The sequence below is a fragment of the Halobaculum magnesiiphilum genome (assembly GCF_019823105.1).
In the GTDB taxonomy this organism is placed as follows: domain Archaea; phylum Halobacteriota; class Halobacteria; order Halobacteriales; family Haloferacaceae; genus Halobaculum; species Halobaculum magnesiiphilum.
This window is the reverse complement of sequence record NZ_CP081958.1, coordinates 1,597,568-1,623,891: the sequence shown is the minus strand read 5'-3', so window position 1 is coordinate 1,623,891 and position 26,324 is coordinate 1,597,568. Positions and strand designations below refer to the sequence as shown.

22 protein-coding genes, 1 other RNA gene and 1 pseudogene are annotated in these 26,324 nt (G+C 71.2%); 19 read left to right on the top strand and 5 right to left on the bottom strand.

Translation table 11 applies throughout. The features are described 5' to 3' along the window. Positions 1-55 precede the first annotated feature (55 nt). Entirely contained in the window at positions 56-595 is a 540-nt protein-coding gene (locus K6T50_RS08205) for a DUF7529 family protein (RefSeq protein WP_222606143.1), read from the top strand. Positions 596-656: 61 nt separating this feature from the next. On the opposite strand, the gene K6T50_RS08200 is transcribed toward K6T50_RS08205, so the two are convergent. Further along, the gene (locus tag K6T50_RS08200; RefSeq protein ID WP_222606142.1) at positions 657-1,244 is read right to left on the bottom strand and encodes a cysteine hydrolase family protein; all 588 of its coding nucleotides are present in this window, start codon (positions 1,242-1,244) and stop codon (positions 657-659) included. Positions 1,245-1,354: 110 nt separating this feature from the next. Between K6T50_RS08200 and K6T50_RS08195 the strand changes: the two genes are divergently transcribed. The 3 genes from K6T50_RS08195 to K6T50_RS08185 all read left to right on the top strand — a co-directional run bounded on the left by K6T50_RS08195 (position 1,355) and on the right by K6T50_RS08185 (position 5,845). Continuing rightward, the gene (locus K6T50_RS08195; RefSeq protein ID WP_222606141.1) at positions 1,355-3,076 is read left to right on the top strand and encodes an Hvo_1808 family surface protein; all 1,722 of its coding nucleotides are present in this window, start codon (positions 1,355-1,357) and stop codon (positions 3,074-3,076) included. A gap of 120 nt (positions 3,077-3,196) precedes the next feature. Beyond that, complete coding sequence (locus tag K6T50_RS08190; RefSeq protein ID WP_425601377.1) at positions 3,197-4,609, top strand: Hvo_1808 family surface protein; 1,413 nt, start codon at positions 3,197-3,199, stop codon at positions 4,607-4,609. Positions 4,610-4,681: 72 nt separating this feature from the next. Then, positions 4,682-5,845, top strand: a complete 1,164-nt coding sequence (locus tag K6T50_RS08185) for a nicotinate phosphoribosyltransferase (protein WP_222606140.1) — start codon at positions 4,682-4,684, stop codon at positions 5,843-5,845. Between the two features lie 110 nt (positions 5,846-5,955). On the opposite strand, the gene K6T50_RS08180 is transcribed toward K6T50_RS08185, so the two are convergent. Next, positions 5,956-6,558 carry a TIGR00296 family protein gene (locus K6T50_RS08180; protein ID WP_222606139.1) on the bottom strand — a complete coding sequence of 201 codons (603 nt, stop codon included), beginning with the start codon at positions 6,556-6,558 and terminating at the stop codon, positions 5,956-5,958. 183 nt (positions 6,559-6,741) lie between these two features. On the opposite strand from K6T50_RS08180, the gene rnpB reads away from it, so the two are divergent. From rnpB to K6T50_RS08130, 10 genes are all read left to right on the top strand, one after another. Continuing rightward, positions 6,742-7,203, top strand: an RNA gene (rnpB, locus tag K6T50_RS08175) — RNase P RNA component. 89 nt (positions 7,204-7,292) lie between these two features. Then, complete coding sequence (locus K6T50_RS08170) at positions 7,293-7,634, top strand: WNWW family protein (RefSeq protein ID WP_486606384.1); 342 nt, start codon at positions 7,293-7,295, stop codon at positions 7,632-7,634. 238 nt (positions 7,635-7,872) lie between these two features. Then, positions 7,873-8,793, top strand: coding sequence for an MBL fold metallo-hydrolase (locus tag K6T50_RS08165; RefSeq protein ID WP_222608863.1), 921 nt, complete (start codon positions 7,873-7,875; stop codon positions 8,791-8,793). Positions 8,794-8,901: 108 nt separating this feature from the next. Continuing rightward, complete coding sequence (locus tag K6T50_RS08160) at positions 8,902-10,857, top strand: AMP-dependent synthetase/ligase (RefSeq protein WP_222606137.1); 1,956 nt, start codon at positions 8,902-8,904, stop codon at positions 10,855-10,857. Positions 10,858-10,997: 140 nt separating this feature from the next. Continuing rightward, positions 10,998-12,863, top strand: coding sequence for a cation:proton antiporter domain-containing protein (locus tag K6T50_RS08155; protein WP_222606136.1), 1,866 nt, complete (start codon positions 10,998-11,000; stop codon positions 12,861-12,863). Positions 12,864-12,983: 120 nt separating this feature from the next. Then, positions 12,984-14,411, top strand: coding sequence for a dihydrolipoyl dehydrogenase (lpdA, locus tag K6T50_RS08150; RefSeq protein WP_222606135.1), 1,428 nt, complete (start codon positions 12,984-12,986; stop codon positions 14,409-14,411). Between the two features lie 83 nt (positions 14,412-14,494). After that, positions 14,495-14,830, top strand: coding sequence for a hypothetical protein (locus K6T50_RS08145; RefSeq protein WP_222606134.1), 336 nt, complete (start codon positions 14,495-14,497; stop codon positions 14,828-14,830). A gap of 65 nt (positions 14,831-14,895) precedes the next feature. Beyond that, complete coding sequence (locus K6T50_RS08140) at positions 14,896-16,884, top strand: ABC transporter ATP-binding protein (RefSeq protein ID WP_222606133.1); 1,989 nt, start codon at positions 14,896-14,898, stop codon at positions 16,882-16,884. Positions 16,885-17,243: 359 nt separating this feature from the next. Then, positions 17,244-18,098, top strand: coding sequence for a formate/nitrite transporter family protein (locus K6T50_RS08135; RefSeq protein WP_225935287.1), 855 nt, complete (start codon positions 17,244-17,246; stop codon positions 18,096-18,098). Between the two features lie 94 nt (positions 18,099-18,192). Continuing rightward, positions 18,193-19,545 carry a cytochrome P450 gene (locus K6T50_RS08130; protein WP_222606132.1) on the top strand — a complete coding sequence of 451 codons (1,353 nt, stop codon included), beginning with the start codon at positions 18,193-18,195 and terminating at the stop codon, positions 19,543-19,545. A 56-nt stretch (positions 19,546-19,601) separates the two neighbouring features. On the opposite strand, the gene K6T50_RS08125 is transcribed toward K6T50_RS08130, so the two are convergent. Then, entirely contained in the window at positions 19,602-20,168 is a 567-nt protein-coding gene (locus K6T50_RS08125) for a 2'-5' RNA ligase family protein (RefSeq protein WP_222606131.1), read from the bottom strand. A gap of 6 nt (positions 20,169-20,174) precedes the next feature. Continuing rightward, positions 20,175-20,357 (bottom strand): DUF7554 family protein, encoded by a 183-nt coding sequence (locus tag K6T50_RS08120; protein ID WP_222606130.1) that lies wholly within the window; start codon positions 20,355-20,357, stop codon positions 20,175-20,177. 61 nt (positions 20,358-20,418) lie between these two features. Between K6T50_RS08120 and K6T50_RS08115 the strand changes: the two genes are divergently transcribed. The 5 genes and pseudogenes from K6T50_RS08115 to K6T50_RS08095 all read left to right on the top strand — a co-directional run bounded on the left by K6T50_RS08115 (position 20,419) and on the right by K6T50_RS08095 (position 26,003). Next, complete coding sequence (locus K6T50_RS08115) at positions 20,419-21,657, top strand: helix-turn-helix transcriptional regulator (RefSeq protein ID WP_222606129.1); 1,239 nt, start codon at positions 20,419-20,421, stop codon at positions 21,655-21,657. A gap of 118 nt (positions 21,658-21,775) precedes the next feature. Further along, positions 21,776-22,951, top strand: coding sequence for a hypothetical protein (locus K6T50_RS08110; RefSeq protein ID WP_222606128.1), 1,176 nt, complete (start codon positions 21,776-21,778; stop codon positions 22,949-22,951). Between the two features lie 249 nt (positions 22,952-23,200). Beyond that, positions 23,201-24,205 (top strand): SPFH domain-containing protein, encoded by a 1,005-nt coding sequence (locus K6T50_RS08105; protein WP_225935409.1) that lies wholly within the window; start codon positions 23,201-23,203, stop codon positions 24,203-24,205. Positions 24,206-24,320: 115 nt separating this feature from the next. Then, positions 24,321-25,079: pseudogene (locus K6T50_RS19270) on the top strand (60S ribosomal export protein NMD3); the annotation flags it as partial. Positions 25,080-25,553: 474 nt separating this feature from the next. After that, positions 25,554-26,003: a hypothetical protein gene (locus K6T50_RS08095; protein ID WP_222606126.1), complete on the top strand. Its 450-nt coding sequence runs from the start codon at positions 25,554-25,556 to the stop codon at positions 26,001-26,003. 56 nt (positions 26,004-26,059) lie between these two features. Here the strand turns inward: K6T50_RS08095 and K6T50_RS08090 are convergent, their stop codons facing one another. Beyond that, complete coding sequence (locus K6T50_RS08090) at positions 26,060-26,245, bottom strand: UPF0175 family protein (protein WP_222606125.1); 186 nt, start codon at positions 26,243-26,245, stop codon at positions 26,060-26,062. Positions 26,246-26,324 lie beyond the last annotated feature (79 nt).

Sequence of the window (26,324 nt, the reverse complement as noted above, 5' to 3'; positions counted from 1 at the left end):
GCCGCGACGAGTCGACACGGCAACGGTTTTCCCCTCTCGCCGCCGTCGCTGACTCATGGCCGGAAGCCACCCGCTCGCTGGATACACCGAGTTCTGGGACGACGTGATGGCCGACATGGAGGCCACCGCCGAGGAGTACCGCGAGGCGGGCTGGGACGTGCTCGAACTCCACCCGGGCGACGTGACGCCCCTGCCCAACGTCTCCACCGTCGGCACCGGGATCGAGGTGGATCGCACCGGGTTCGACGTGCTCCTCCCGGGCGACGAGTTCGCCGCCGTACAGGAACTCGTCGAGGAGTCGGAGACGACCGAGGAGGAGGCCGCGTTCGACGAGTACGACGCCTACCGCGCCCAGCAGTCGGAGGTCGTGTTCCTCGTCGTCGTGATGAAGGCCGAGGCCGCGGGGCACGCGGTCGCGTTCCCGCTGTACTACGCCGAGCGGCAGGCAGAGCCGATGCTTGAGCGCGCCGACGCCGCGGGCGAACTCCGAACGTACCTCCGCCCGCTGGACGACTCCGAACGCGTCGTGTTCTCGCTCGCGGATCCCGGGACGCTGTATCCCGAGGATTGGGGCGAACCGACGGACGAGGAGTAACCCGCCGCAGATCGGGTCGCAGCCGCGGTCGCCGTCGCGGTCGCCGACCGGCGGACGGGCGCTACACGAACGCCACGTCTTCCAACGTCGCCGTCTCGCCGAACAGCCAGTCGGCGTGCTCGACGGCGTACTCGCGGTGGTCCTCGGTGATGTACCCGAGCGCGTCCTCGATCACGACCGGCCGATAATCACGCAGTCCTGCCGAGCCCGCGGTGTGGAGGACGCAGACGTTCGCGAGGGTCCCGCAGATCAGCAGGTCGTCGACCCCGTGGGCGTCGAGCCACCCCTCCAGGTCGGTGCGGTAGAAGGCGTCGTAGGTGTGCTTCTCGACGACGTGATCGGCGTCCTCGGTCGGGAGGTCCTCGATCAGTTCCGCGTCCCAGCTTCCCTCGACGACGTGCTCGCCCCAGCGGTCGAACTCGTCGTAGTAGTGGGCGTCCTCGAACTGCTCGGGCGGGTGCACGTCGCGGGTGTAGACCACCGGTGCGCCGGCGTCGCTCGCGCGCTCGACGAGCGTCCCGACGGGGTCGATGGCCGTCTCGCTGGGTTCGGCATAGAGGCTCCCGTCGGGGTGACAGAAGCCGTTCTGCATGTCGACGACGACGACGGCGGTTCGATCCGGATCGAACGCGTCCTGATCAGAGGCCATGTCCGACGCTTCGGGCCGGGATCACAAAACCGATCGGCGGGCGGCCCCGTCGGTTTCGCTCACTCCGGTACGCGGACAAGGTACTTCTACCCCCAGACCCATGCGGTGGTATGCGACGATCGGCCCCGCACCCGCTCTCGCGCCTCGCCGCCCTCGTGTTCGCGCTCGCGCTCGTGTGTACCGCCGCGGCGGCACCGCTCGCCGCGGCGGCGCCCCCCGCGGCGGACGCGGGGACCGACCGGCTCGCGAACGGGAGCGCGACCGCTGCACAACAGGAGGCCCCGCCCGATCCCGACTCCGACGTGATCGGGTGGGAAGGCGGCTACTGGCACAACGAGAGCATCGACGTCGACCAGTCCGACGGGCTGAGCGACGAGGAGCTCGACGCGTACGTCTCGCGCGCGATGGCCCGCGTCGAGTACCTCCGCGACGCCGAGTTCGACGGCGACGTCCCGGTGTCGGTCATCTCCCGCGAGGAGTACCGGAACCGGAGCGCCGGCGGTCCCAACGCGAACCGCACCGAGTACAACCGCTGGAACGACCAGGTGTGGGAGGGCCTGTTCATCGTCGGCGAGTCGACCGGCTCCGGCGACGCGATCGGCGAGACCGCCGGCTCCTCGGTCCTCGGCTTCTATTCGCCGGCGCAAGACCAGATCACGATCGTCACCGACTCCCCCGACTCGCCGACGATCAACAACGCGACGCTGATCCACGAGCTGGTCCACGCGCTGCAGGACCAGCGCTACGACCTGACGAACGAGACGTACCGCGCCTCCACCCAGGACGGTGACCTCGCGGTCGACGGCGTCGTCGAGGGGGAGGCGAACTACATCGAGACGAACTACGCACAGCGCTGCGGCGACGAGTGGGAGTGCGTCGACACGCCGCAGGCGAGCGGGGGCGGCGGCGGGGGCGGGAACGGCCCGAACCTCGGCATCCTGCTCACGCTGCTCAACCCCTACTCCGACGGCCCGGTGTACGTGAACGAGATCGTCGAGGAGGGCGGCTGGGACGCCTTCGAGGAGCGGTTCCGGGACCCGCCGGTCTCCTCCGAGCAGGTGATCCACCGGACCGACGAGACGCCGCGGCCCATCGAGTTCGACGACGAGGGGACCAACGGCTGGAGCACGTTCCCGCGCGAGAACCCGCAGCTCGGACAGAACGGCTCCGACACCGTCGGCGAGGCGTCGATCTACGCGATGTTCTGGTACCAGGCGCGCGAGTACCGCGCCGACACGATCAACCCCAACGGGCTGTTCCAGACGAGCGGCCCGTACGACACGTACAACTACGACGCCGAGCCGTCGAGCGGCTGGGCCAACGACCGGCTGTTCCCGTACCGGAACGGCGAGGGCGACGACGCCGAGTACGGCTACGTGTGGCTCACCGAGTGGGACACCGAGGCGGACGCCCGGGAGTTCCACGACACGTACCTCCGGATGCTCGACGCCCACGACGTGCGCGAGACCGACGAGGGCTACTACGTCGTCCCCGACGGGCCCTTCGAGGACGCGTTCCTCGTCCGCCTCGACGGCGAGCGGGTCACGATCGTGAACGGGCCCACCGTCGACGACGTGCGGGACATCCGTCCCTCGCTGGAACCCGCCGACACGGACACCGCGGAGAACGGCAACGGGGCCGACGCGACGGCAACGCCCTCCGACACCGACGCGGGTGACGGCGGCGACAACGCCGGCGACGACAGCGGCGACAACGCGGCCGCCGGCGACGACACCTCCCGCACGACCGAGGTCGGCGGCGCCGGGTTCGGCTTCGGCGTCGCCGCCGTCGCGGTCGCGTTCGCGGGGCTGCTGGCCCGACGACGACGCTGACGCGGCCACCCCGCGGCGGGGTCTCCGTGGTTCCGTCCTCGCGAAGGTTCCCGAGTCGTCGCTCCCGTCGGCGCCGGCCGAACGCTTTTCGCGCCGGCTCTCCTGGCTCCGCCGACGACCGTGCGCGCCGCGTTCCCCGTCCTGATGGCCGCGATGCTCGCGCTCGCCGGCTGTAGCGCCCCCACCGCCACCCCGTCTCCGGGCGACGACTGGTCGTACCCCGAGGACCCGCCGAGCGATCGCCTCGGCTGGGAGGCGGGCGTCTGGTGGAACGAGTCGATCGACGTGAACCAGAGCGACGGCCTCGACGCCGCCGAACGCGAGGCGCTCGTCGCCCGGACGATGGCGCGGATCGAGCGGATCCGCGGGCTGGAGTTCAGCGAGCGCGTGCCGGTGGAGGTGATCTCCCGAGCCGAGTACCGCGAGCGCTCCGTGTTCGGCGGCGACCGTCCCGACGGGTACGGCGCCTGGCACAACCAGGTGTGGGAGGCGGCGCTGATCGTCGGCGAGGACCGCGATGTCGCCCGGGAGTTCGACGCGCTGTACGGCGGATCTGTCCAGGGGTACTACACGCCATCGGAGGATCGGATCGTCGTCGTCTCGGACGCCGACGAGCCCCGAATCGATCGCGCGACGCTGGCACACGAACTGGTCCACGCGCTCCAGGACCAGCACTTCGGCTTCGTCGGCACCCGCACGCGCGACGCCGGCCTCGCGCACAACGGCCTCACCGAGGGCGACGCCCGCTACGTCGAGACGCGCTACCTCGATCGATGCGCCGCCGGCCCCGGCAACGAGACCGAGACCGGCGCCGTCGGCTGGGCGTGCGTCCCGCGCCCCGAGCGCACCGGCGGCGGGGGCGGGGGCGAGCCGGTGAATCAGGGCCTGTTCACGTACGTCTACCAGCCGTACGCCGACGGCCCGGCGTTCGTCCACCGCCTCCGCGAGCGCGGCGGGTGGGACGCGGTGAACGACGCCTACGACGACCGTCCCGTCTCGACCGAGCAGACGATCCACCCCGAGCGCTACCCCGACGACCGCCCCGAGGAGGTCACGGTTTCGGACCGGTCGGGCGAGCGCTGGTCGCGGTTCGATCTCGACCGATCGACCGAGCGACTCGGGGAGGCGGGGCTGTTCGCGACGTTCTGGTACAACGACTACGCCGGCGAGGATTACCGCGCCGGCGACCTGCCGTACTCGACACGGAACTACACCGCCGGCCCCTCCGACGGCTGGGCGGGCGACCGCCTCGTCCCGTACCGCCGCGGCGACGGGGAGCACGCCGCCTACGGCTACGTCTGGGCGATCCGGTTCGACAGCGTCGCGGAGGCCGTCGAGTTCCGGCGGTCCTACCGCGCGATGCTCCAGCTCCGGCTGGGCGCCCGCGTCGTCGACCGCGAGGCCGGCGTGTATCGGGTCCCGGACGGCCCGTTCGCGGACGCCTTCCGCATCGAGCGCGACGGCCGAACGGTCGTGATCACGAACGCCCCGACCGCGAGCGCCCTCGACGGGGTGCGCGAGCCGCCCGGCTGACAGACCTACGACGGCCGCACCCTGTCGGGCGGATGGCGTGACTTTTTGCGTCGCCGCGGCGAATCCGGGACCATGACCTCCTCGCCCCCCGCGTTCGACATCGTCGGGGCCGACGCCGTCCGCGACGGGTCGGCGACGGACGCGTACTTCGACCGGACCGTCGAGACGCTGCGCCACGCCGACCGGAACCCGCACGTCGTCGCCGAGGTGACCGCCGACCAGTTCCCCGACGGCGACTTCGAGCTGCTGGCGGGCGTGAAGGACGCCGCCGCGCTGCTTTCGGGCCACGACGTCGACGCGGACGCCCTGCCGGAGGGAACCCTGTTCGACGGCGGCCCGGTCCTGCGGATCGAGGGGACGTATCTGGAGTTCGCGGCGCTGGAGACCTCGCTGCTGGGCTTCCTCTCGCACGCCTCCGGGGTCGCCACCGCCGCGCTGGAGTGCCGCCGCGCCGCGCCCGACTCGAACGTGCTCTCCTTCGGCGCGCGCCACGTCCACCCCTCGATCGCCGCGATGGTCGAGCGCAGCGCGCTCGTGGGCGGGCTCGACGGCTTCTCGCACGTGGCCGCCGGCGAGGTGCTCGGCCGGGAGCCGTCGGGGACGATGCCCCACGCGCTGCTCATCTGCTTCGGCCGCGGCAACCAGGCGGACGCCTGGCGCGCCTTCGACGAGGCCGTCCCCGAGTCGGTTCCGCGGATCGCCCTGTGTGACACCTACTCAGACGAGAAGGAGGAGGTGATCCGGGCCGTCGAGACGCTCGGCGACCGCCTCGACGGCGTCCGCCTCGACACCACCGGCTCGCGGCGGGGCGACTTCCGCCACATCGTCCGCGAGGTGCGATGGGAACTCGAGGCCCGCGGCTACGGAGACGTGGACGTGTTCCTCTCGGGCGGGCTCGGCCCCGTGGAGCTCACCCGGCTCCGGGACGTCGCCGACGGCTTCGGCGTCGGCGGCCACGTCTCCAACGCCGACCCCGTCGACTTCGCGCTCGACATCGTCGAGGTCGACGGCGAGCCCGCGGCCAAACGCGGGAAACTCTCCGGAACCAAGGAGGTGTACCGCACCCCCGAAGGCGGCCACCACGTCGGCCTGCGCGGGCGCGACGGGCCCGCGGACGGCGAGTCGCTCATGGAGCCGCTGGTCCGCGACGGCGAGGTCGTCCGGGAGTTCGACATCGACGACGCGGCCGGGCGGGCGCTGGCGGACGCGACACAGGTCGGGTTCGGCGGGGAATAACGTCGGATTCGGCGGGGAGTACGTGAATCGGTCGAGATGCGGAGACACAACGGGGCGTGAGCCTTCGGCTTCTCGAATCAGTTAGTGAGCGTCGTCGCGGTCGATCCTCGCTACAGTTGCTCGACGCTGCCGCCGTCGCGGCGCTCGCGGAACACCTGGCCGTCGATGAGCGTCACCATGGTGTCGTCGTCCTGCCAGGCCATCGGCGAGAGGCCCGCCTTGCGGCAGACGCGCGAGAGGTACCGCTCCTTGCTCCAGTCGTTCTCGACCGGGATCGTCGGGTAGAGCCAGCCGTGGTGGCCGTTGTGGTCGATGGCGACGCCGTGGCGGCCGAGTTCGAGGTCGGCCACCGGGTCGTTGGTGAGCGTGACCTCGGAGACGACGTACGTCGAGACGAGAACGGAGTCCAGTTCCTTCGGTTCGAGTTCGGAGCCGCCGGTGTCGTCGGAGGCCGCCTTGATCGCCGCCTCGACGATGGCGTGGCCGAGCTGGTCTTTCCCCCGATACGACCCCGCACAGCCGCGCATCCGCCCTCTGCCCCGCGTCGACTGGAGTCGGACGAACGCCCCGGTTCGCGCGTAGAAGGCGTCGCGCATGCTACCCGGCTGTTCGCGCTGGCCCTGAAGTACGTACGCCTCGACCGACTCCCGGGCGAGCTCGACCGCGCGTGCACCGTCCTCGTAGGTGAGCTGCGCGGTCTTCGCTTCGGACATACCTCTGCTGGGGCCCGTGCTAACTTGAAGTCTTCCCTCTTCATGCGAGTTACTCACACGCTATCTTCGAAGGGGCGGCGACGCGACCGATCGCGGCCGTCTCACGCGTGCCCGTGCGGCCGGCTCACGCACGCCCGTCGCGGCCCCGAACGCTTTATCCGAGGGACCGGCGTACCTCGGATCGGCAGAGGGAGCCCGACCCCCGTGCGCTCGACCCTCTCGGGCGACGGCGCATGAGGAAAGTCCCCCCACCCCCGGACGGGCGACCGGGCGCAAGCCCGGAGTCGGAGACGGCTGGCTCTGGAACAGCAACGAGACCCCCCGCCCCGACCGATGAGGTGCGCGCGGCGACCGAACGGTCGCCGCGACCGCCCGCGGCGTCGCCGCGGGCGGGCGAACCGACCCGAGAGGGAAGGGAGCTAACCCACCGAGGGCCGCGGTTCACGCCGCGAGACGGGCGGGAACGGATGGAACGGCGAATCCTCGCCGGTGCAAGTCCGCGTCGACGGGCGGCCGCGGCGGCCGCCCCGATGGTAGTCCGGGTGCTCGCGCCCCGCGCGAGCGACCGGGGCACGCGCCCCGCGACCGACGCGGACGCTCAGCCGAATGTCGGGCCGAACAGAAGGGGGCTTACTCCCCTCAGCCGCTCTCGCGCTCGTCAGCGACCGCGCCGCGATCCCGCGAACCCGGACGGTAGGCGGGCGACTACCGTCCGACGACGGTCGTGCGAGTGTCTGACACGCACCCGACTAACTAAAACCGATGGACCACCAACTCCCGGTGTGGACAGCAGAGAACTCACGGCGGCCCTCGAGCGCGAGTTCGGGGGGACCGAGGCGGCCCGTCGGACCGTCGCCCGCCAGGCGCGGGACCTGGCCGACTCCGGCGTGATCGAGGCGGACCGCGGCCACGAGTTCACCGTGGCGGACGTCATCGAGAACATGGCGGACGCCCCCGACGACCACGACCTGGTCGAACGATGGAACTGGTGGCTCGGCTCGCTGGAGACCGCCTACGGCGGCTACGAGCGGTTCACGGTCCGGTTCGTCGACGACGGCCCGGACGTGAACGCCTGAGGAGCGCCCGCGCCGGCACGCGTCGGCGCCGTCGCACCCTCCGTCGCAGCCTTCCCTCCGCGTCGCCGCCGCCGCACGCGACCCCGCCCGATCCCCGACCCCTCCGCCCCGCCCTCCGCGTGGCCCGGTCCCCGAGCCCCGGGCTCGTCGCGGGCGACGCGTTCGGACGGCATCCTCGTCCGACGGCTCCCGAATCCTTTTGGTACCGACTGACGCGGGTTCGGGTATGGACACGGACATCGAGCCCGGCGAGTACGCCCCCGTTCCCGGCTGTACGGACCTGTACTACCTCGACACGGACATGTACGCCACCGCCAACTACGGCTCGGTGTACCTCCTCGACGCCGAGCGCCCCGCGGTGATCGACACCGGACTCGGCTCCAACCGCGAGTACCTCTTCGACGCGCTCGACGACCTCGGGATCACGCCCGAGTTCATTCTCCCCACGCACGTCCACCTCGATCACGCCGGCGGCGCCGGCTTCCTCGCAGAGCGCTACCCGGACGCGACGGTGCTGATCCACGAGTCGGGGGTCGAGCACCTCGTCGACCCGAGCCGACTCGTCGCGGGGACGAAGGCCGCCGTTGGCGACCAGTGGCAGTTCTACGTCGAACCCGAGCCGATCCCCGAGGAGCGGGTGGAGCCGCTCTCGGGCGGAGAGACGCTCGACCTGGGCGATCGCGACCTCGACGTGCACCACGCGCCGGGGCACGCCCCCCATCAGGTGATCTTCCACGACCGCGGCGACGACGTGGTGTTCACCGCCGACGCCGCCGGCATCTACGTCCCGCAACTGGACACCATCGAGCAGACCTCGCCCCCCTCGCAGTTCGACCTCCACGGCTGTCAGGACGACGCCGACATGATCCGCGACCTCGACCCCCGGTACCTCTGCTTCGGCCACTTCGGTCCCCGCGAGTTCGACGACGGGATGCTCGCCGGCTACAAGCGCACGCTCGCCGAGTGGGTCGAGGCGGTGCGCCAGCGGCGCGAGGAGTTGGGCGACGACGAGGCCGTGCTCGACCACTTCGCCGAGCACGCGCCCCAGGAGCTCATCGACGTGTGGGGCGAACGGAAAGCGCGGGAGGAACAGCGCATGAACACCCGCGGCGTGCTCGGCTACCTCGACTACATGGAGAAGCAGGGCGAGACGATCTGAGGAGAGGGGCGGCTCGGGTTCGGGCTCGCCGCCGCCGGCGAAAACAACGCCGAACAACGGGCGACGCGAGGGGACCGACTTATTACGGGCGCCGCGACAGGCAGTGGCATGGATTGGCGCCAGGCGGAACGCGAGTACGACCCGGGGGTCACCCGGGACTCGCTGGCGGCGACGTTCGATGCGAGCGCCCGCGAGCACGCCGATCGGGTGGCACAGCGGTACAAGGGCGGGGTGTACGACAGGTCGCTCGTCCGGTCGGGCGTCGTCGACGCGGCGCCGGACGGCGAGTTCGCGGACCTCACGTACGCCGAGATGCGCGACCTCGTGCGTCGGCTCTCGGCCGGCTTCCGCGAACTCGGTGTCGCCCCCGGCGACCGCGTCGGGATCTTCTCGAACACGCGCATGGAGTGGGCCCACAGCGACTTCGCCCTGCTCGGGGCGGGCGCGGTCGTCACGACGGTGTACAAGTCGTCGTCGCCCGAGCAGGTCCGTCACCTCCTCGACGATCCCGGCGCCTCCGGCGTCGTCGTCGAGAACCGCGACCTGCTCGACCGCGTGGTCGCCGTCGAGGACGACCTCGACCTCGAGTTCGTCGTCCTGATCGACGGCGAGACCCACGAGCGCGATGACGTGTACACGCTCGGGGAGGTCCACGACCTCGGCGCCGCGGTCGACCCCGGCGACGGCTGGGTGATCGACCGCGACCTCGACGACCTCGCGAGCCTCATCTACACCTCCGGCACCACCGGCACCCCGAAGGGGGTCGAACTCACCCACCGCAACTTCCTCGCCAACGTCGACCAGTGCATGCGCCGGTTCGGCCCCCGGCCGGACAAGCCGGCGGACCTCCCGGTCGTCGACGAGGAGAGCGTCACGCTGTCGTTCCTCCCGCTCGCGCACGTGTTCGAGCGCCTCGCGGGCAACTTCATGATGTTCGCCGCGGGCGCCACCGTCGCGTACGCCGAGTCGCCGGACACGCTCCGGGAGGACTTCGGGCTCGTCCGTCCCTCGACGGCGACGAGCGTCCCCCGCGTCTACGAGAAGCTGTACGCGGCGATCCGCGAGCAGGCGTCGGAATCGAGGGTGAAGGAGCGGATCTTCAACTGGGCGACCGGCATCGGGCGCGAGTACCACCGCGCCGCCGACCCCGGCCCTCTCCTCCGGGCGCGCTACGCGCTCGCGGACCGGCTCGTCTTCTCGAACGTGAAGGAGGCGTTGGGCAGCAACGTCGAGTTCTTCATCTCGGGCGGCGGGTCGCTGTCGGCGGACCTCTGTGAGCTGTATCACGGGATGGGCGTCCCAATCCTGGAGGGGTACGGGCTCACGGAGACGGCGCCGGTCGTCGCCGTGAACCCGCCCGAGGAGCCGAAGGTCGGCACGATCGGGCCGCCCGTCCACGGCGTCGAGGTCCGCGTCGACGACGCCGTCGAGGGCGCCGGCGGCGACGGCGCGGTCGACGGTGACGCCGACGGCGGCGAGGTGGGCGAGCTGCTCGTCCGCGGGCCTAACGTGTTCCGTGGGTACCACCGCCTCCCCGATCGGACCGAGGAGGCGTTCGTCGAGATCGACGGCGAGCGCTGGTTCCGCACCGGCGACGTGGTCGAGATCCGCGCGGACGACTACGTCGCGTTCCGCGAGCGCGCCAAGCAGCTGATGAAGCTGTCGACGGGCAAGTACGTCCCGCCGGGCGCCATCGAGGACGCCTTCGCCGCGAGCGAGTACGTCGAGCAGGCCATGGTGATCGGCGACGCGCGGAAGTTCGTCTCCGCGCTCGTCGTCCCGAACCTCCCGGCGGTGCGAGAGTGGGGCGACGCGCAGGGGTACGACCTCCCGGAGGACGACGACGCGCTGTGTCGCGACGACCGCGTTCGTGGGCTGATCCAGGAGGAGGTCGACCGGGTCAACGAGGACTTCGAGTCCCACGAGACGATCAAGCAGTTCCGGGTCGTCGCCGAGGAGTTCTCCGAGGAGAACGACCTGCTCACCCCCACGATGAAGAAGAAGCGGCGCAACATCCTCGACCGGTACGCGGACGATATCGGGAGCATGTACGCGGAGTCGTAGCGACTCCTCGACCCACGCACCCGCCGACGAGATTCGGCCGGTCGCACGCCGCCGATTCGACCGAAGCGTCCCGATTCCACTCGCCGCGGTAGCCGTCTTTTTACCGACCCCGACCGAGTACACGATATGGAGGTGAGGACATGTCGGCCGGCGCCGGACAACTGATCGCGATCGTCGCAGTCATCATCGCCGTCGGCGTCGCCGCACAGGTCCTCTCCGACCGGTTTCAGCTCCCGAGCATTATCTTCCTCATCGCCTCTGGGATCGCCCTCGGACCCGAGGGGTTGGGGATCGTCACCCAGGAGACGTTCGGGCTGACGGGGCTGTCGACCATCGTCGGGCTCTCGGTCGCGATCATCGTGTTCGAGGGGGCGTTCCACCTCAAGATCGACGAGCTCCGGCAGGCGCCCGCGGCGTCGCTGCGGCTCGTCACGGTCGGCGCCGCCATCGCGTTCGTCGCGACGACCGCGGTCGTGCGGGTCGCGATCGGCGTCGAGTGGCTCGTCGCCGCGCTCATCGGGGCGCTGCTCGTGGCGACGGGGCCGACGGTGATCGCGCCCATTCTGGGGGTGGTTCCCGTTCGCGACAAGGTCGCCACCGCGCTCGACACCGAGGGGATCGTCAACGACGTGACGGCGGCGATCCTCGCGGTCGTCATCTTCGAGGCGATCGTCTCCGACACGACCGACCCCGTCGAGCTGATCGCGCTGTTCGCCGAACGCCTCGGCGTCGGGGTCGTCGTCGGCGTCGCCGTGGCCGGGATCGTCTACTACGCGCTCCGGTACATCGACCTCTCGCCGGGCAACGCCCCGCAGAACGCGCGCCTGCTCGTGCTCGCCGGCGCGCTGGTCGCGTACGGCGAGGCGAACTTCGTGCGAACGGAGGCGGGGATCGCGGCGGTTGCGGTCGCCGGCATCCTGCTCGGGAACGCCGACATCCCCTACGAGGAACAGATCACGGACTTCAAGGGCGACATCACGCTGCTGGTCCTCTCGTTCGTGTTCATCTCGCTGGCGGCGCTGTTGGAGTTCGACAACCTGATCCGGCTCGGCCTCGGCGGGCTCGTCGTCGTCGCCGCGGTGATGTTCCTCATCCGGCCGGCACTGGTCATGCTGTCGACGATCGGGGACAGCTTCCAGTACAACGAGCGCGTGTTCATGTCGCTGGTCGGTCCCCGCGGCATCATTCCGGCGTCGGTCGCCACCCTGTTCGCCGTCGAGCTTGCGAACGCGGGCATGGAGCCGGCGGCGAACGCGCTCGTGGGCACCGTCTTCCTCGTCATCATGGCGACGGTGGTGCTGGAGGGCGGGTTCGCCAGACAGATCGCGGAGAAGCTCGACGTCATACCCATGCGTGTACTCATCATCGGGGGCGGGAAGGTGGGCCGGACGCTCGCCGACCGCCTCGACGACCGCGGCGAGAACGTGGTCATCATCGAGAACGACGAGGAGGTCGTACAGACCGCCAGAAACGAGGGGCACACGGTCCATATCGGCGACGGCACCGACACGGACGTGCTCCGGTCGGCCGGCGCCGAGAACGCCCGGGTCGTCGTCGCCGCCACGGGGGACGACGACGCGAACCTGCTCGTGGCCCAGTTGGCCGAGTCGAAGTTCGCCCCCGAGACGATCCTCGCCCGGGCGAACAACCCGAACAACGTCGACGCGTTCGAGGAGCTGGGCGTTCGCACCGTCTCCTCGGTGTTCGCGACCGCACAGGCGCTCGACAACTACATCGAACGCCCCGCGCTCGCCAACTGGATGGGCGAGATCGGCCGCTCGGGCGACGTGCAGGAGATCGAGATCACCTCGGAGGACACGAACGGCAAGACGGTCGCCGAGCTCGGATCCGAGCTCCCCGGCAACAGCCTGATCGCGCTCGTCGCCCGCGACGGCGAGACGCACGTCCCGGACCCGGAGTTCGCCCTGCGGAGGGGGGACCGCGTCACCGTCATCGGCGACCGCGAGGACGTACGGACCGCGATGCGGCGGCTCCACCCCGAGTAGCGACTCCCGAGCGGGCTGTCGGCCCGATCGATCCGCCGCCGGACCGCCCCGCCGGACCCCCCGGCGCCGCGGCCGCAATTCCTGCCTGTTTATCATCCCGGATCCGGAATACCTCGCGTAATGGTCGTCGGAGACATCTCGACGGGAACGGACGTGGCCGTCATCGGGGCCGGCCCCGGTGGCTACGTCGCCGCCATCCGCGCGGCACAGCTGGGGCTCGACACGACCCTCATCGAGAAGGACGCATACGGGGGAACCTGTCTCAATCACGGGTGCATCCCCTCGAAGGCGTTCATCCACGGCGCGAACGTCGCCCACGAGGCGGGCAACGCCGAGGAACTGGGGATCTACGCCGACCCCGCGGTCGACGTGGAGCGCATGCAGCGCTGGAAGAGCGGCGTCGTCGACCGCCTCACCGGCGGCGTCGAGAAGCTGTGCAAGGCCAACGGCGTCAACCTCGTCGAGGGAACGGCGACGTTCGCCGACGAGCACAAACTGCGCGTCGCCCACGAGGGCGCCGGACAGGGCAGCGAGTCCATCGAGTTCGAGCACGCCATCGTCGCCACGGGGTCCCGACCGATCCAGATCCCCGGGTTCGAGTTCGACGGCGAGCAGGTGCTCTCCTCGCGCGACCTGCTGGGGATGGAGTCGCTGCCGGACAGCCTCGTCGTCGTCGGCGCCGGCTACATCGGCATGGAGCTGTCGACGATGCTCGCGAAACTGGGCACCGACGTGACCGTCGTGGAGATGCTCGACGACGTGCTCCCCGGCTACCAGGAGGACGTGCAACGGATCGTCCGCAAGCGTGCGGAGGAGCTCGGCGTCGAGTTCCACTTCGGCGAGGGTGCCGCCGGCTGGGAGGAGACCGCCGAGGGCGGCGTCGCCGTTACGACCGAGACCGAAGCCGGGGAGGAGGCGGAGTACCTCGCGGATCAGGTGCTCGTCGCCGTCGGTCGCTCGCCCGTCACCGACACGCTGGAGCTGGAGAACGCCGGCCTCGAACCGAACGAGAACGGGTTCCTCGAAACGGACCACCAGGCCCGCACCGACGTGGACTCGATCTTCGCCGTCGGCGACGTGGCCGGCGAGCCGATGCTCGCGCACAAGGCCAGCGCGGAGGGGATCGTCGCCGCGGAGGTCGCCGCCGGCGAGCCCGCCGCCCTCGACTATCAGGCCGTGCCCGCGGCCGTCTTCACGGAACCGGAGATCGCGACCGTCGGGCTCACCGAGGCGGAGGCCGCCGAGGAGGGGTTCGAGCCTGTCGTCGGCGAGATGCCGTTCAACGCCTCCGGTCGCGCGCTGACGACCACCCACACCGAGGGCTTCGTCCGGATCGTCGCCGACGAGGGGACCGGCTTCGTGCTCGGCGGGCAGATCGTCGGCCCCGACGCCTCCGAGCTGATCGCCGAGCTCGCGCTCGCCGTCGAGATGGGCGCGACCCTGGAGGACGTGGCGGCGACGATCCACACCCACCCGACGCTCGCGGAGGCGACGATGGAGGCCGCCGAGAACGCGATGGGGCAGGCGATCCACACGCTGAACCGGTAGCCCGGTCGGCCCGCCGGTCGGTCTCCGACGTGCGATGACGCCGCTCGCGTCACGCTTTTCACACGACGCGGAGTCGGTCCGCCATGGGTCTGTTCGACCGCGACACGGACATGAGCGAGTCCGACGACGACGAGGGCGCCGACGCCGCCGACGGTGCCGACGGGCCGACGTTCGAGCCGATCGCCGGCACCGCGGACGCTGACGGCGACGGGGCCGACGGCGAGGGCGACGCGGACGAAGGGGACGTACTCTCGAAGCTCGTCGGCGCGAACTTCCGCGACGACGACTTCAACGGGACGCTCAAGCGTGCGGTCGACGTGGAGGCCGGCGTCGTGCTGTACGCCTACTCCAACAACACCACGAACACGGGCGGGCTGGCGGCGGTCCCGATCGACCAGACGAGGCTGCTGGACGAGTAGCGCCCGCCGGACGCGACGTTCCGGGTCCCGTGGGCCTTTCCGTCGCCGGCGTGTTTCGACCCGTAATGAGCGACGCCGAGGACGACCACGGCGACTTCTCGTCGATCCGTGAGTCCGTCGACGGCAACCCGATGACCGGGTTGCTCCGCTACTGCGTGCCGTACTGGCCGCGGCTGTCGGTGGGGCTGGCGGCGGCGATCACCACGCGACTCGCCCGGCTGCTCCCCTCGCTGCTCGTCGCGGCGGCCATCGACCGCGTCATCCTGGGCAGCGGCCAGCCCGGCCTGCTCGCGCAGGCGGGGTTGCTGCCGACGGGGACGATCGCGGGGGAAGCGGCCCGGATGGCGTTCCTCCAGCGGCTCGTCGTCATCGCGGCGCTGGCGTACCTGATCCGGTCGGTGACGCGCTTCGCCTCGCGGTACCTGTTCCAGTCGACCGCCCAGAAGGTGCAACGCGACCTCCGCAACGACACCTACGACCACATGCAGCGTCTCTCGCTGGGGTTCTTCGCGGACCATCAGACCGGCGCGATGATGTCCGTGCTGAACCAGGACGTGAACCGCCTGGAGCAGTTCCTCAACACCGAGATCCGACAGGGGATCCGGGTCGTCGCCACCGTCGGCGGCATCGCGGCGATCATGTACACCTACTCGCCGAAGCTCGCGCTCGTGGCGCTCGCGCCGGTGCCGATCATCGGGCTGGCGTCGGGACGGTTCCTCACGTGGATCGAGCCGAAGTACCGCGGCATCCGCGAGACGGTCTCGCGGCTCAACTCACGGCTGGAGAACAATATCGGCGGCGCCCGCGTCATCAAGGCGTTCAACCGCCACGACTTCGAGCTCGACCGCGTCGCCGCCCAGAGCGAGCGCTACCACGACGAGAAGGTCGAGGCGATCCGCGCGCGGCGGGCGTTCTTCTCGGGGCTGCGGCTGCTCACCGGCGTCGTCTTCGTCGCCATCCTCTGGATCGCCGGCAGCGACATCATCCGCTACGGCCTCGGCAACACCGACCCCGCGACGCTCACCGCCGGCTCGGTCGCGCTGTTCTTCCTCCTCCTGCGCCGGCTCTACTCGCCGATGCGCCGCGTCGGCAAGACCGCCAACAAGTACCAGCTCGCCAAATCCAGCGCCGAGCGCGTGTTCGGCGTGCTCGGCTACGACCCCGCGGTCACCTCGCCCGACGACCCGTACGTCCCGAAATCTGTCGACGGCCGGGTGACGTTCGCCGGCGTGCGCTTCGGCTACACCGACGACGAGGCGGTCATCTCCGGGATCGATCTCGACGTGGCGCCCGGCGAGACGGTCGGGCTCGCGGGCACCACGGGCGCCGGGAAGTCGACGCTCCTCAAGCTCATCCCTCGCTTCTACGACGTGGACTCCGGCGCCGTCGAGGTCGACGGCGTCGACGTGCGCGAGTACGACCTGCACGCGTTGCGCGAACACATCGGCATCGTCGAGCAGAACCCCTACATGTTCTCGGGCACCGCCGCCGAGAACATCGGGTACGGCGACCTCTCGGCGCTCGACGACGGCGCGCCGGAAGCCGTTGCCGGCGACGGCGCCGACGCCGACGAGCGCACCGGTCGGAGCGGCACGGACGACGGCCCCGGCGAGCGCATCGTCGAGGCCGCGAAGGCCGCGGAGGCCCACGAGTTCATCACGGACCTCCCGGACGGCTACGACACGCAGATCGGGGAGCGCGGCGTCAAGCTCTCGGGCGGCCAGCGCCAGCGGATCGCCATCGCGCGCGCCCTCCTGAACGACCCGGAGATCATCGTCCTCGACGAGGCGACCTCCGACGTGGACACCGAGACCGAGGAGCTGATCCAGCGCAGCCTCCGCCGGCTCATCGCCGACCGGACGGCGTTCGTCATCGCCCACCGGCTGTCGACCATCCGCGACGCCGACCGCGTCGTCGTCATGGAGGACGGCCGGGTCATCGAGCAGGGGTCACACGACGAGTTGGTCGCCGCCGACGGCGACTACGCGGACCTGTGGGCCCGGCAGGCGGGCGACGGCGAGGAGGCGGAGTCGCTGGCGGCGGCCGACGATTAAAGCGAGGCGCGAGCGGAGCGAGCGCCTCGGGAAGTCGAGCGGGGAGCAACGCGACCCGCGAGACGCTAGCGGAGCGAGGTCGACCGAAGGGAGACCTCGGACCACGGCGGCGAGGTCTCCGTGCCGAGCCGCCCATGAATGCGGTAGAGCGAAGCGAGGCCGACCGAAGGGAGGCCTCGGATACGCGAACGGCGAGTGAAACGAGCCGTGAGCGAAGCCAGCGCCTCGGAGGACAGCGGCGAGATCCCAGTGTCGAGTCGCCGATTCAAGAGGGGCGGCCCGCGCGCTCGCGGCGCTGGAACGGACGTAACACTGTTCACCGGGGGCGACGCCGCTACGGCCGTGACGGGTGGACCACAGTGACCGACGACGAGAGCGCCGACCGGAGCGAGGGGCCCGCCGGCGCGACGCTGTCGTATCGGAACATCCTGGAGCGGGAGATGGAAAGCGCCCTCAAGGAGATCGAGCGCCCGTCGACGGGAGTGTTCCTCTCGGGGCTCTCGGCCGGGCTCAACCTCAGCTTCGGCGCGCTGTTCATGGCGATGGTGCTCACGTTCTCCGGCGGCTTCGACTCCGCGCTCACCCGGCAGGCGGCGCTCGCGGGCATCTCCGCGATCGCGTTCCTCTTCGTCGTCGTCGGGCAGACGGAGCTGTTCACCGCCCACACGACGATGGCGGTCCTGCCGCTGGCGAACGGCGACGCCACGCTGTCGGAGGTGCTCCGGCTGTGGGTCGTGGTGTACGTCTCGAACCTGGTCGGCTGTGCGGCCTTCGTCGGGGTGATCGCCGGCGTCGGGGAGCCGATGGGGATCGCGGAGGCGGCGGCGTTCGGGACGCTCGCGGACGCGCTGTTGGGACTCCCGTGGTGGGTGACGCTCCTGTCGGGCGTCGTCGCGGGCTGGCTGATGGGGCTGGCGACGTGGCTGTCGGCCGCCAGCCGCGACACCGTCGGCCGCGTGCTGCTCGTGTTGCTCGTCACCGCGACCATCGGGTTCGGGCCGTTCCACCACGCGATCCTCGGGACGACCGAGGTGCTGGCGGCGCTGGCGTTGACCGACGGCGTCACGGTCGCCGACTTCGCCGGCTTCCTCGTGACGACCACCGTCGGGAACGTCCTCGGCGGCGGCGTCTTCGTCGGACTGCTCAACTACGGCCACGTCGCGCTCGCGGGCGACCCGCAGGACGTCGAGTTCGACGCCGACGGCGGGGACTGATTCCCGGGCGGACTGATACCCGGGGCGTTGCCCTCCCGCGTGCGCGCTCGCGCTCGACAGAGGGTATTTCCGGCTCGCTCCCCTGTTCCTGTCCATGAGTTCGAGACCCCCGGGCCCCCGCGGCGAGCCCCTGCTCGGGAACGGGCGGCGCTACTCCCGGGACCCCTTCTCGTTCATGACCGACGTGGCGGACGCCTACGGCGACGTGATCCGCCTCGATCTCGGGCCGCGGGAGACGTACATGCTCACGAACCCCCGCGACATCGAGCGCGTCCTCGTCTCGGACTGGGCGGCCTTCGGCAAGCCGAGCCTCGACGACGCCGTCGACGACCTCCTCGGCGACGGCCTGCTGATGAGCGAGGGCGACCGCTGGCGACGGCAGCGCGATCTCGCGAACCCCGCGTTCCACGCCCGCCGCATCGCCGGTCTCGACGACGCGATCGTCTCGCACACGACCGACGCGCTCGCCGGCTGGGAGGACGGCGACCGGATCGACGTGCAACTCGAACTCGCGCGCCTGACGGTCCGGATCATCGTCACGGCGATGTTCGGGACGGACGTCGACGAGGAGACCGTCAAGACCGTCCAGCGGAACCTCGAACCGCTCGGGCGGCGGTTCGAGCCGAACGCGATGCGCGCGGTGATACCCAACTGGGCGCCGACCCGGGAGAACCGGGAGTTCCACGACGCCGTCGCGACGCTGGAGGGCGTCATCGACGACCTCGTGGCGCGCCGCCGCGGCACCGAGGAGACGGCATCCGACCCCGCCGGCGACGCCGTCGACTCCCCGATGCCGATGGACCTGCTGTCGATCCTCCTGCGCGCCCACGAACGGGGCGAGCAGACCGAACAGGACCTCCGGGACGAACTGATGACGATGTTGCTCGCGGGCCACGACACGACCGCTCTCGCGCTCACCTACACGTTCTACCTGCTCTCCCAACACCCCGAGGCGAAGGCGCGGTTCCAGCGGGAGGTGGACGCCCTCGACGGGACGCCGACCGCGAGCGACGTTCGGGGCCTGGAGTTCACCGACCGCGTGCTCTCGGAGGCGATGCGGCTGTACCCCCCCGTCTACACGCTGTTTCGCGAGTCGAAGGTCGACACCCGCGTCGCCGGCTACCGGATCCCCGAGGGGTCGCTGCTCATGCTCCCGCAGTGGGTCGTCCACCGCTCGGGACGGTGGTACGACGACCCGCTCGCGTTCGACCCGGACCGCTGGGCGCCCGAGAGCGCCCGCGACCGTCCCCGGTTCGCCTCCTTCCCGTTCGGCGCCGGGCCGCGCCACTGCATCGGCAAGCAGTTCTCGCTGCTGGAGGCGAAGCTCATCCTCGCGACCGTCGGGCGCGCGTTCGACTTCGAATACGAGGGCCCCGAGTTGGACCTGCGGGGGTCGCTGACGATGCACCCCGACCACCCGATGCCGCTGCGGCTCTCGGAACGCTGAGGGGGGACCGAGCGTCGATTTGACGCTCGGGTCCCGGTACCCCCAACTCGGACCCCTCACCCCCGAAGCGGGACCCGGGCTGCGATCTCCTTGTACTCGCGCGTCCAGACCCCCAGCTCGTCGACCGTCCACCGCACGTCGTCGAGGTCGCGATCGCGAAGGCGCGCGACCGCCTCCCCCGGATCGCCCGGTCCCTCGTACCCCCGCGCGAGCGTGACGTGGGGGACGTAGTCGGCCTCCTCCAGCCCCTCGACGGCACCGAACTCTCGGACGAGCCGCTCGTGGAGCGTCCGGAGCGGATCCGTCGCCGGCGACCCTCCGTCGCCGTCGCTGTCCCCCGATCCCACGGCCTCGACCGCGAGGTAAACGACCGGCGCCTCCCCCAGCGGCGGGTCCTCGAACGCGTCGACGCCGGTCACGCGCACCTCGAAGGGCGCGACGCCACGCAGCGCCGGCCGCAGCCGCTCGCGGATCCGGTGGAGGTCGTTCAGGCCGCGGCCGTCGAGGCGCTTGACTACGAGCGTGTGGCGGTCGCGGATCGACGCGAACTCCGTCAGATCGGGTTCCAGCGACGCCGCGAGGCGTCGGACGGGCCAGGGGACGGGGACGTTGACGCTGTACACGCCGGCTCAGAGGTTGTCCGTCAGCCACAGCACGATGAGCACGACGATGACGACCCCGATGAGGCCCTTCAGCGGCCCGGCGATCAGCCAGATAGTGAAGTCGAGCACACCGGTGACGATCTCGACGACGAGCCAGACGATCACGAGCAGCAACACGATCTTCAACAGATCCTCCACGTCCAGTGCCATACTCCCGCTTGGCCCGCCGCCGACGAAAACCGTTTTGGGTACCCCGGCGATGAGAGTGGGTATGCGACGCCCCGCGGCGGCCATCGTACTCGCGTTCCTCATCGCGTTCGCCGGGGTCGCCCCGGCGCTCGCGGCCGCTACGGCGTCCGGAGGTTCCACCGCCGCCGCTGCCGCGCTCGATCCGTCCACTTCGCCCCCGGCCGATCTCGGCTCCGGGTTCGCACAGACCGGCGACATCGCCGCCGACACCGTCGTCCTCCGGGCGGAGATCGCCGAGGACGGGGACGCTCAGTGGCGCATCGCCTACCGGATCGAGTTGAGCGACGAGAACACGACCGAGGCGTTCGAGAGCCTCCAGGCGGACATCCGCGAGAACACGTCCGCGTACGCCGCCCGCTTCGAGGGGCGGATGGCGACGACCGTCTCGGCCGCCGAGAACGCGACCGGGCGGGAGATGGCCGCCACGAACTTCTCGGTGACCGCCCAGCGCAACCCGTTCCCGACCAGCACCGACTACGGCGTCGTCGCCTACACGTTCACGTGGGAGGGCTTCGCGGAGACGCAGGGCCAGCGCGTCGTCGCCGGCGACGCGTTGGCCGGGCTGTACCTCGACTCGGGGACCGTCCTCACGGTCGCGTGGCCCGAGGAGTACGACGCCCGCTCGGTGTCGCCCGAGGCGGACGAACGCTCGGAGACGGCGGTGACCTGGCGCGGCGAGCGAAACTTCGGCCCGGACCAGCCCAGCGTGGTGCTCATCTCCGGCTCCGCGCTGCCGGTTCGTCCCGTCTACCTCGCGGCCGCCGCGGTCGTGTTGGTCGGCATCGCCGGCGCCGTCCTCCTCCGCCGTCGCGGCGACCTCCCGATCGACGCCGGCGACGACCACGGCGGGCTCGCGGGCGACTCGGGCGCAGCTTCCGCCCCCGGCTCGGGTGCGAACGACGCCGACTCCGCCGCGGCCGCCGGCGACCCGGACGCCGACGGCGACGGGTCCGACCCCGCCGAATCTGACGCCGCCGCGTCCGACGGGGACGCCACGGCCCCGCCTGAGGAACTCCTCAGCCCGCACGAGCGCGTGCTCCGGCTCGTGACGGACAACGGCGGGCGGATGAAGCAGGCGGACGTGACCGAGGCGCTGGGCTGGAGCGCCGCCCGGACCAGCCAGGTCGTCGGGGACCTGCGCGACGACGGCGACATCGAGAGCTTCCGGCTCGGCCGCGAGAACGTCCTCCGCATCCCGGAGGCCGACGACGAGCCCCACCCCGGCGACACCGAACGCGGCGGCGACGGGTCGGACGAGTGACGGGTCGATCGCTCACGCTCGGAACCGACACACTGCGACGACTTAACGTCGCTTAAGCGGGGTGAATCCGGGACGAGCGAGTCGACGGTATTAGTGGGTGGGCCCCGTTGCCGGAGGTATGAGTCGGACGACCGTGCTCCTGGCGGTCGCGATGCTCGTCGTTGCCGGGGTTCCGGCGACGGCGGCGTTCGCCCAGGAGTCGTCTGAGGAGCAGCCGGGGGCGACGTTCGCCGGCGTCGTTGGGGTCCAGGGGGCGGAAGTCGAGGGCGAGGTCGCCCAGCGAACGCTCGACCGTCGCCTCGCCGCCGCGGAGTCGAACGCCTCGAAGGCGGCCGTCGTCGCCGGGGAGACCGAGGACGCCCGCCAGTTGCTCTCGGAGCTCCGCGAGCGGCGCGAGACGATGGACCGGCGGTACGAGTCCGGCGAGATCACCCGCGGGGAGTACCGGTCGAAGCTCGCTCGCATCGGCGCCCAGATCCGGACGCTCGAACGCCGTCTGAACGCCACCGCGGCGGCAGCCGAGGAACTCCCCGAGGAGACGCTACGTGAGCGCGGCGTGAACGCCTCAGCGATCGACGAGCTGCGCCGAAACGCCTCGGAGATGGCCGACGGCGAGGTCGCGGAGGCCGCCCGGGGGATCGGCGGCGCCGACACCGGGAAGGGACTCGCCGGCGACCCCGGTCCGCCCGAGGATGCGGGTCCGCCCGAGGACGCCGGTCCGCCCGAAAGTGACGACGCCGGACCGCCCGAGGACGCCGGACCGCCCGGGAACGATGGCGCCGACGCCGACGAGGAAGACGACGAGAACGATGAAGGCGACGCTGACGAGGGCGCCGCCGGCCCGCCGGACGACCGCGGGAACCTGAACGGGAGCGAGACCGCGGGCGAGAACGGCGAGGCCGGCGCCAACGGGACCGACGACGCCGACGGGGCCGAGGACCGCGGCAACGGGAACCGAACGACGGACGCCGGCGAGGACGACGAGAACGGGACCGACGACGCGGGGCCGCCGGATTCCTCGGGTGACACGGACGACTCCCACGACGACCGCGGGAACGCGAACCACGGCGCCGACGGCGCCGACGGTTCGGCGGACGCAGGCGACGGGAACGGGTCCGGCGACGGGTCCAACGGGGCGAACGCCGGCGGCGCCGGCAGCGACGACGCAGACGGCGGCGACGAGAGACCGGGGAACGGAAACGCCCCCTCCGACGACGGCACCGCGACCCCGACCGAGTCTCCCGACGGCGACGACCGCCGCGTCGACGGCGGGCGGTACCTCACAGCCCGCTGAGGTCGCGAGCCCTCGCGTCGGTCCTTCTCCGACGGCCGCCGTCGCCCCGAAACCGTTCGATCCCGCGAAACCTGTAAGTAGCGTGTCGTCCAACTCGAAGCCATGAACGACGCCGGCGGTCGATTCTTTCGGACGCTGGGTCGCATGAGCGCCGGCGAGGTCGGCATCCCGGACCTGCTCCCCGACGACGGCCGGGTTCAGATCGGTCTCGGCGTCGCGCTCGCCCTCCTCGCGTGGGCCGTGCTCCCGATGATGTACGCGATCGGGGGGATGGTGCTCGTCCTCGCGCTGGTCACGCTGCTGTCGACCGTCGAGATCGTGCAGGCCTACGAGCAGCGCGCGCTCACCGTGCTCGGCTCCTACCGCGGACTCCTCGATCCCGGGATCCACCTGATCCCCCCGTTCGTCTCCCGGACCTACCGGTTCGACAGGCGGGTCCAGACGATCGACGTGCCGATCCAGGAGGCGATCACCCGCGACAACTCGCCGGTCACCGCCGACGCGGTCGTGTACATCCGCGTCGTCGACGCCGAGCGGTCGTTCCTCAACGTGGAGGACTACCGCCGGGCGACCGCGCTGCTCGCGCAGACCTCCCTTCGGGCGGTCATCGGCGACATGGAACTCGACGAGACGCTCTCGCGGCGCGACGAGATCAACCGCCGCATCCGGACGAACCTGCAGGGCCCCACCGACGAGTGGGGCGTCGACGTCGAGATGGTCGAGGTGAAGGAGGTGTTGCCCACGCAGGGCGTCCTCGACGCGATGGAGGAGCAGACCTCCGCCGAGCGCCGCCGCCGCGCCATGATCCTGGAGGCGCAGGGCGAGCGCCGCGCCGCCGTCGAGACCGCCGAGGGCGAGCGCACGGCGAACGTCCTCTCCGCGCAAGGGGAGAAGGTCGCGTCGGTGCTGGAGGCGCAGGGCGACGCCATCTCCACCGTCCTGCGCGCCCGCGCGGCGGAGTCGATGGGCGAGCGCGCCATCGTCGACAAGGGAATGGAGACGCTGGCGGCCATCGGCCAGGGCGAGTCCACCACCTTCGTGATCCCGCAGGAGCTGACGAGCCTGCTCGGTCGCTATGGCGAACAGCTCTCGGGGTCGGACGTGCAGGACTCCGCGGCGCTGGACTCCCTGGAGTTCGACGACGACGAGCGCGAGCTGCTCGGGCTGGACTCCGTCGCCGAGATGCTCGAACCGGAGGCGCAAAACGGCGCCGAGGCGGACCCGGAGTGGGAGTCGACCTACGAGGCGGAGTGACGCGGGCCGGAGGTCACCGGCTGTTGGCTCGCGCTCGCGCCCGTTCGCGCCCGCGGCGGCGACCCGGTCCGCCAGTCGCGCCGCTTAACCGGCTCTGTCGTGTACCGAGGCGCCAATGAGCGAGACACGCGACACGCGGGACTTCTGCCCGCGCTGCGGCGACCCGGTGCCCGAGCGCGAGGAGCCGCTCCCGGGCGAGCCGCGCGAACGCGACCGCGTGCTCTGTGACGCCTGTTACCTCGAGGACTTCGAGCTGGTCGACGCGCCCGACCGCGTCGAGGTGACGGTCTGTTCGCACTGCGGCGCGGTCCACCGCGGCAACCGCTGGGTCGACGTGGGCGCGCGCGACTACACCGACGTGGCCGTCGACGAGGTGTCGGAGGCGCTGGCGGTCCACCTGAAGGCGGAGCAGGTCCAATGGGGCGTCGACCCCGAGCAGGTCGACCGGAACACGATCCGGATGCATTGCACGTTCGCGGGCGTCGTCCGCGGGGTCCACGTCGAGGAGGAGGTCGTCGTCCCCGTGAAGATCAGCCGCGGCACCTGCGACCGATGCGGCCGCATCTCCGGCGGGAGCTACGCCGCGGAGGTGCAGATCCGCGGTCGCGACCGCGTCCCCGACCCCGAGGAGCAGTCGCGCGCGGTCGAGATCGCCGAGTCGCTCGTCGCCGAGCGCGAGGCCGACGGCGACCGCGAGTCGTTCGTCACCGAGGTGATCGACCAGCCCGAGGGGACGGACGTGAAGCTCTCCACCAACAAGCTCGGGAAGGCCGTCGCGACCCAGATCACCGAGGAGTTAGGAGGGAGCTACTCGGAGGCGCCGACGCTCGTCACCGAGGACGGCGACGGCAACGAGGTGTACCGCGTCACCTTCGCGGTCCGCCTGCCGAAGTTCCGCCCCGGCGACGTGATCGACCCCGACGACGGCGACGGCCCGGTGCTCGTGCGCTCGGTGCGGGGGAACCTCAAGGGCGTCCGCATGGCGACCGGCGAGCCGTACGAGGCGCGATTCGAGGAGGGGGAGACGCCCGACGCCGAGACGGTCGGACACGTCGACGACGCCGTCGAGACGACCGTCGTCGCCGTCGAGGACGACAACGCGGTCCAGGTGCTCGACCCCGAGACGTACGAGGCGACCACCGTCGCGCGTCCCCCGAGCGTCGACGAGGACGCCGAGCGCGTCGAGGCGGTGAAGACCGACGCGGGACTGTACGTCCTCCCCGAGGACGGCGACGACGGAGACGAGGGGGACGACACGGCCGACGCGGACCCGATGGTCGACGAGTAACGTCGCGAGCGCCCACGCCGCGCCACAAACCGTTTATCGGCTCGCGGTGTCGCCTCCGCCGTGCAGCGCCGCGCCCTCCTCGCCGCGCTCGCGACGCTCCCGGCCGCGACGGTCGCCGGCTGCGGCGCGCGCGGCGGTCAGATATCCGACCGCTCGTTCCGGATCTGTGACTTCGACAGCGACTGCGGCCGCCGGGCGCCCGACCCCGGCGGCGACCCGGTGATCGAGCGCCGCCCCGAGTCGCGCGAGATCACGATCTACGGGGCGATGTACGTCGGCTCCGGCTCGTGCGACCGCGCGGTCCTTGAGTCGGCCCGCGTCGTCGACGACGCGCTCGTTGTCCACGTCGGCGTCGGCAGGCAGGGGATGTTCGGGTTCGGCGCCGTCCCCAGCCCCGGCTGTACGGCGGACATGAGCGTCGACCGCTACCGCGTTCGGGTCCGGTTTCGCTCGTCGCTCCCGGCGTCCGTGTGCGTCGTCGAGGACGCCGCGTGGGATCCCGAGCCGTAGGCGACGGCGTGGGCGTCGCTCGGCGGTGGGGGAGGAAGTGAACGAAGAACGCCCGATCAGTCGGCGTTGACGTGCGAGGGGCCGCTCGGGTCGAGCGACGGCCCCGCGGATCCGATGCCGCGGCGGCGGCACAGCTCGTCGAAGCGGTCGAGGTCGACGCCGGCCTTCCGGGCGGCCTGCGTCCGTGTGAGCGTTCCGGCCTTGAACAGCGTCAGGGCGGTGTCGACACCGTGGATCGTCATGATTCTCCCTTCTCCAAGGGAATACATAATCCTTCGTGAGATAATATGTCATGATACGCGTGGCGATCCGCGCCGCTCC

Bases quoted from the DNA above. Each gene is read 5' to 3' on its own strand.
- K6T50_RS08205 (WP_222606143.1), top strand. From the start codon at position 56: ATGGCCGGAAGCCACCCGCTCGCTGGATACACCGAGTTCTGGGACGAC.
- K6T50_RS08200 (WP_222606142.1), bottom strand. From the start codon at position 1,244: ATGGCCTCTGATCAGGACGCGTTCGATCCGGATCGAACCGCCGTCGTC.
- K6T50_RS08195 (WP_222606141.1), top strand. From the start codon at position 1,355: ATGCGACGATCGGCCCCGCACCCGCTCTCGCGCCTCGCCGCCCTCGTG.
- K6T50_RS08185 (WP_222606140.1), top strand. From the start codon at position 4,682: ATGACCTCCTCGCCCCCCGCGTTCGACATCGTCGGGGCCGACGCCGTC.
- K6T50_RS08180 (WP_222606139.1), bottom strand. From the start codon at position 6,558: ATGTCCGAAGCGAAGACCGCGCAGCTCACCTACGAGGACGGTGCACGC.
- K6T50_RS08160 (WP_222606137.1), top strand. From the start codon at position 8,902: ATGGATTGGCGCCAGGCGGAACGCGAGTACGACCCGGGGGTCACCCGG.
- K6T50_RS08155 (WP_222606136.1), top strand. From the start codon at position 10,998: ATGTCGGCCGGCGCCGGACAACTGATCGCGATCGTCGCAGTCATCATC.
- lpdA (WP_222606135.1), top strand. From the start codon at position 12,984: ATGGTCGTCGGAGACATCTCGACGGGAACGGACGTGGCCGTCATCGGG.
- K6T50_RS08145 (WP_222606134.1), top strand. From the start codon at position 14,495: ATGGGTCTGTTCGACCGCGACACGGACATGAGCGAGTCCGACGACGAC.
- K6T50_RS08140 (WP_222606133.1), top strand. From the start codon at position 14,896: ATGAGCGACGCCGAGGACGACCACGGCGACTTCTCGTCGATCCGTGAG.
- K6T50_RS08130 (WP_222606132.1), top strand. From the start codon at position 18,193: ATGAGTTCGAGACCCCCGGGCCCCCGCGGCGAGCCCCTGCTCGGGAAC.
- K6T50_RS08120 (WP_222606130.1), bottom strand. From the start codon at position 20,357: ATGGCACTGGACGTGGAGGATCTGTTGAAGATCGTGTTGCTGCTCGTG.
- K6T50_RS08115 (WP_222606129.1), top strand. From the start codon at position 20,419: ATGCGACGCCCCGCGGCGGCCATCGTACTCGCGTTCCTCATCGCGTTC.
- K6T50_RS08110 (WP_222606128.1), top strand. From the start codon at position 21,776: ATGAGTCGGACGACCGTGCTCCTGGCGGTCGCGATGCTCGTCGTTGCC.
- K6T50_RS08105 (WP_225935409.1), top strand. From the start codon at position 23,201: ATGATGTACGCGATCGGGGGGATGGTGCTCGTCCTCGCGCTGGTCACG.
- K6T50_RS08090 (WP_222606125.1), bottom strand. From the start codon at position 26,245: ATGACGATCCACGGTGTCGACACCGCCCTGACGCTGTTCAAGGCCGGA.